The sequence below is a fragment of the Corallococcus exercitus genome, from assembly GCF_003611585.1.
GTDB classification, from domain to species: domain Bacteria; phylum Myxococcota; class Myxococcia; order Myxococcales; family Myxococcaceae; genus Corallococcus; species Corallococcus exercitus.
In genome coordinates this window covers 1-4,916 of record NZ_RAVW01000571.1, presented here as the reverse complement: position 1 = coordinate 4,916, position 4,916 = coordinate 1, and the positions used below count along the sequence as shown (strand labels likewise).

The 4,916-nt window shown below is 72.3% G+C and carries 5 protein-coding genes; all 5 read right to left on the bottom strand.

Annotated features, from left to right (window positions below; all coding sequences use genetic code 11):
* Positions 1-60: 60 nt before the first annotated feature.
* Positions 61-1,293, bottom strand: coding sequence for an AAA family ATPase (locus D7W79_RS38760; protein ID WP_120530267.1), 1,233 nt, complete (start codon positions 1,291-1,293; stop codon positions 61-63).
* A gap of 68 nt (positions 1,294-1,361) precedes the next feature.
* A complete protein-coding gene (gene ybaK, locus D7W79_RS38755; protein WP_014398345.1) occupies positions 1,362-1,838 on the bottom strand; it encodes a Cys-tRNA(Pro) deacylase in 477 nt (158 codons plus the stop codon).
* Positions 1,839-1,843: 5 nt separating this feature from the next.
* Positions 1,844-2,986, bottom strand: a complete 1,143-nt coding sequence (gene purK / locus D7W79_RS38750) for a 5-(carboxyamino)imidazole ribonucleotide synthase (protein WP_120530266.1) — start codon at positions 2,984-2,986, stop codon at positions 1,844-1,846.
* Positions 2,983-3,486 (bottom strand): 5-(carboxyamino)imidazole ribonucleotide mutase, encoded by a 504-nt coding sequence (purE, locus tag D7W79_RS38745; RefSeq protein ID WP_171438100.1) that lies wholly within the window; start codon positions 3,484-3,486, stop codon positions 2,983-2,985. Before purE ends, purK begins: the two co-directional genes overlap by 4 nt.
* A 160-nt stretch (positions 3,487-3,646) precedes the next feature.
* A partial coding sequence (locus tag D7W79_RS38740; protein ID WP_120530265.1) for a vWA domain-containing protein occupies positions 3,647-4,916 on the bottom strand: 1,270 nt, incomplete at its 5' end.

The following is a 4,916-nucleotide window of genomic DNA, read 5'->3' as shown; positions in this document are numbered from 1 at the left end:
GGGGGAATAGGACCTGGAGAGGCTGTCGGGGCGGGCGGGCCCCGACAGCCTCTCCAGGTCCTATTCCCCCTGAATCCGCTGGATTTCCGGCACCTTGGCGCCGTCGGACGCGACCGGAGCTGGATCCACGGGCGTCACCGGGGCGACCTCCACCGGCGCCACCTGGGTCAACGTCACCTGGGCCGCGACGGCGTCCATCGCCTGGCCTTCCTCTCCCTGAGCGGTCGAGAGGGCGCGGAAGCGGCGGGCCAACGAGGCCAGCTCCGCCGCCTTCAACTGGGCCTGACCGCTGCGCAGCGACAGGAGCGCCACGCGCGCACGCTCCAGCAGGGCCACCTCCGCGCGCAGCCTCGCCAGGATGCGCTCGCGCCGCTGACGCACGTCCCCCAGCCGCTCCACCTCTTCCGCCAGCGACGCCGCCGCGGCCTCCAGCTGCCGGCGCGCCACCACGTCGGTGCTCGCACGGGCGCTGCGCTCCAGGCTTTCGCGCTCCGCCTGCAGCTCCGCGGTGGCGCGCTCCTCCAGCTGCGCTTCCACGCCGGCCCACTCGGACGCCAGCTCCACCGCGCCCTTCGTGATGCGCGCCAGCGTGCGGGCCAGCTCCTCGCGCGCGGGCTCCCGGGGCAGCTTCGCCAGCGACTGGCCGCATTGGCGGTAGAGGTTCAGCGCGCGTTCGGACAGCGTGAGGAAGTCACCGGACAGCTGCGGCAGCAGCTCCTCCGCGCGCGCTTCCACCGGGTCCGCCGTCAGGCCCAGGTGCGCGGCGATGGCGCCCAGCCCCACGAAGAGGCCCACGATGCCGCCCACCACCGCCGCCGCCAGCAGCGTGGGCGTGGCCACGGACGCCAGCCGCACCGACAGGATGTTCGCCACCACGCCGCCCGCCAGGGTGAGCCCCGCGCCCAGCACCGCGCCCAGGCCGTAGTGCACGAGGGTGGGGCGGGCCTCCGCGACCTGTCCCTCCTCGCCCAGGTCGTTGAGGCGGGAGCGCACCAGCAGGGCCCCCGCGGCCGCGCCGCTCGTCGCCACCGTCCACGCGGGCGACAGGCCCAGGCCATAGGGCAACGCCACCAGTAGCAGGCCCAGGCCGCTCAGCAGGCCCCGGTCCCACTTGTCACCGCGCGCGCACGCCAGCACCACCGCGGCGGGCACGAGCCACGTCAACGGCACCGGCAGGCCCACGCGCAGGCCCAGCCACTGCACCAGGCCCGCCCCGGCGCCCGCGGCCAGCGCGCGTGTGACGGTGTGCTCGAAGGCTTCGCGGTGGTGGAATTGCAACACGGCGGCATTCATCGGGACACCCCGGGAACGGCCTCACGGGCCGGGAATGTCCCTTCGAACGCGCGGCGCGCGGAAAAGGTCTACGCCTTCGGACGCGAGATGGGTCCCGGCTTTCCCTTCGTCACGCGAAGGTAGTCCGCCGGGGCGAGGACGATCTGCGTCCCGCGCACCCCGGCCGACACGGCGACCTCGTCGAACAGCTCCAGCGTCTCGTCCACGAAGACGGGGTAGTCCTTCTTGCCGCCCAGCGCGGTGACGCCGCCCCGGATGTAGCCCGTCAGCGGCTGCAGCTCCTTGAGGGGGACGGTGTCCACCTTGCGGTCGCCGGAGAGGCGCGCCAGGGCCTTGAGGTCCAGCTCCGCGTTGCCGGGCACCACCGCCATCAACACGCCGGTGCGGTCCCCCTTGGCCACCAGCGTCTTGAAGACCTGCTCCGCGGGCATGCCCACCTTCGCGGCCACTGTCTCCGCGGACAGGTCGTCCGGATCCACGTCGTAGTCGCGCAGGCTGTACGCGATGCCGAGCGAGTCCAGGAGCCGGGCGGCGTTCGTCTTCATGCGCGTCACATCCCCAGGGCGGTGGCCGCGGCCTTCACGCGCTGGAGCGCGTCCTCGGGCGAGCTGCCCACCGCGGACAGGTGGCCCATCTTGCGGCCCTTGCGCGCGTCGCGCTTGCCATACAGATGCAGCCGGACGCCGGGCATCGCCAGCGCCTGCGCGAACCGGGGGCCGCCTTCCTTCAGCCACAGGTCGCCCAGCAGGTTCACGATGGCCGCGGGGCGCACCACCTCCACGGAGCCCAGGGGCAGGTTGCACACCGCGCGCACGGCCTGCTCGAACTGGCTGGTGAGGCACGCCACTTCCGTCGAGTGGAAGCTGTTGTGCGGCCGGGGCGCCACCTCGTTCACCAGCAGTGACCCGTCGCCCAGCAGGAACATCTCCACCACCAGCAGCCCCTCCACCTTCAGCCCGGAGGTGATGTCGCGCGCCACCTGCGACGCCTGCGTCAGCACGGCCTGGGGCAGGGGGCCCGGCAGCAGCGACCACGCGAGGATGCGCTCCTCGTGGTGGTTGAACGCGGGCGGGTACACCGCGAGCTGTCCATCCGGCCCGCGCGCGACCAGCACGGAAAGCTCCGCCTTCAGGTCCAGCGCGGCCTCCACCACGACGGAGCGCTCGCCCAGCTCCTTCCACGCGATGGCCGCCTCGGAGGCCGCCTTCACCTCGTACTGGCCGCGCCCGTCGTAGCCGCCCTCGCTGGACTTGATGAAGCACTTGCCACCCAGCGCGGTGATGGCCGCCGCCAGCTCCGCCTCCGAGTTCGCCTCGCGCCACGGGCCCAGCGGGAAGCCGCCCTTCGCGAGCCAGGCCTTCTGCCGGCCGCGGTGCTGCACCACCTCCAGCACGGAGGCTCCGGGCCGCATGGGTGCGTGCCGGGCCACCGCGTTGAGCGTGGCCAGCGACACCTTTTCAATCTCCAGCGTCACCACGTCGCACTGGCGCGCCAGGTCCTCCGCCGCCACCGTGTCGGAGAAGGACGCGGTGAGGCAGCGGTCCACCACCGAGCGGGACGGGCACGCCGAGTCCGGATCCAGCGCCTGCACCTGGTAGCCCAGCGTGCGCGCCGCGAGCGCCATCATGCGCCCCAGCTGGCCGCCGCCCAGGATGCCCAGCGTTCCGCCGGGAAGCACCATGGGGCCGCTCATCCCGCCACCTCGCGGTGCGCCAGCACCTCGTCCGTGCGCGCCTTGCGCCACGCGCCCAGCCGCTCGCGCAGCTCCGGGTACTTCAGCGCCAGGATGGCCGCCGCGTGCAGCGCCGCGTTGGCGGCCCCCGGCTTGCCGATGGCCTGCGTGCCCACCGGGACGCCCTTGGGCATCTGCACGATGGAGAGCAGTGCGTCGAAGCCGGAGAGCACCGTGGTGGGCATGGGCACCCCCAGCACTGGCAAGAGCGTCTTGCTGGACACCATGCCGGGCAGGTGCGCCGCGCCGCCCGCCGCGGCGATGATGACGGACAGGCCGCGCGACTCCGCGGTGGACGCGTACTCCATCATCCAGTCCGGCGTGCGGTGCGCGGACACGACGCGCACCTCATGCGGGATGCGCAGCTCGGCGAGGATGTCGATCGCCGGTTGCAGGTGTTCGAGGTCGCTTCTGCCGCCCATGATGACCCCGACCCACGGGGTGCTCGCGCTCGCCGCCATGCTTGTCCGCGCCTCCAGTGCGCCCTGCTTCCAGGGGGTGAAGCCTGGAAGAACGCGGAGATAGGGCCACGCGATTCCGGAGGTCAACCGCGAAGATGTGACGTCGCGATGAAGGGCGGGCAGGGGGACGGGCGTTTCCCCCTCGCACGCCCCGGGCAACTCAGTACGTGGAGCCCATGCGCCCGAAGCTCTTGAGCGCCTTCACCTTGCTGTTCTTCACGGCGGCCTTCTGGGCCTCCTCGGTCTCCGCGTCGTCGTATTCCTGCATCGCGCGAGCCTGGTCGGCCTGATCCGCCGCCACCGCCGCCGCGCCCGCCACCGCGCCCGCCTCCTGGAAGAGGGCCTGGTTCTGGGAGAGGTAGCCCTTCGCCTCGTCCTTCCTGCCCTGGCTCATCGCCTCCGCGGCCTTCTGGAGGTTCTGCGCGCTGCGGGCCCGGGCCGCGTACACCGTGGCCTCCTTGTCCTGGCGCTGGACCACCTCTTCACGCACGTCGGTGGCCACCGCGGCCAGCGTGGACTGGTCCTCCACGTTCTTCTGCACGAGCAGGTCCGTGTACGCGACCTTCAGCCCCGCCACCTGCACCGTCTGGCCCGCGGCGGTGCCCGTCACGTGGATGCGCGCCACCACGCGCTCCACCTGGCCCGCGGAGAAGTCCGGCAGCGCCACGCGCACGGTGTTGCCGGCCTGGTGCGCGCGGTAGCCCAGCACCTCGTCCAGCGTCGTGCCCGGGGGCAGTTCGAAGGACAGCTCCACGTTGCGCGCCACCGCGGTGGTGGCCTGCTGCAGGTCGCGCTGGAAGAGGGTGGACAGCTTGCTCGCGTCCTCGAGGAAGCCGTACGCACCCGCGCCGTACTCCGCGAAGGCCTGCATCAGGTCCTCGTTGAAGTCGGTGCCCACGCCAATGGAGCTCACCGTGATGCCGGAGGCGCGGATCTCCTTCACCACGTTCTTGAGCCCCTCCTCGTCGGACACGCCCTCGGTGGGCTGGCCGTCGCTCATCAGGATGAGGCGGTTCACCGTGGCCCCGTTGCCCATGGCGGACGCCAGCTGCGTGCGGCCCACCATCAGGCCCGAGCTGATGTTGGTGCCGCCGTCGTCCCAGATGCCGTCGATGAACTGCATCATCCGCTCGCGGTTGCTCGCGGTGGCCGGCAGGGACGGCAGGCTCTTCACGTCACTGCCGTAGTGCACGATGGCCAGCCGGTCCTCGTCGCGCAGGAGCGTCACCAGGTGCCGCGCGGCCTGCTTCGCCTGCTGGAGCTTGTAGCCGCTCATGGACCCGGACCGGTCGATGACCACCGCCAGGTTCACCGGGCTGCGCTTCGCCCCGGGCACCTCCGCGCCGGTGAGGTCCACCGTCACGTAGGCCTCCGACGAGCCCACCGGCACATAGGGATGCGACAGCCGGCTCGTCACCTGGAGGCTGCCG

Excerpts from the sequence above, each read along its gene's own strand:
- D7W79_RS38760 (WP_120530267.1), bottom strand. The coding sequence starts at position 1,293 with ATGAATGCCGCCGTGTTGCAATTCCACCACCGCGAAGCCTTCGAGCAC.
- ybaK (WP_014398345.1), bottom strand. The coding sequence starts at position 1,838 with ATGAAGACGAACGCCGCCCGGCTCCTGGACTCGCTCGGCATCGCGTAC.
- purK (WP_120530266.1), bottom strand. The coding sequence starts at position 2,986 with ATGAGCGGCCCCATGGTGCTTCCCGGCGGAACGCTGGGCATCCTGGGC.
- purE (WP_171438100.1), bottom strand. The coding sequence starts at position 3,486 with ATGGCGGCGAGCGCGAGCACCCCGTGGGTCGGGGTCATCATGGGCGGC.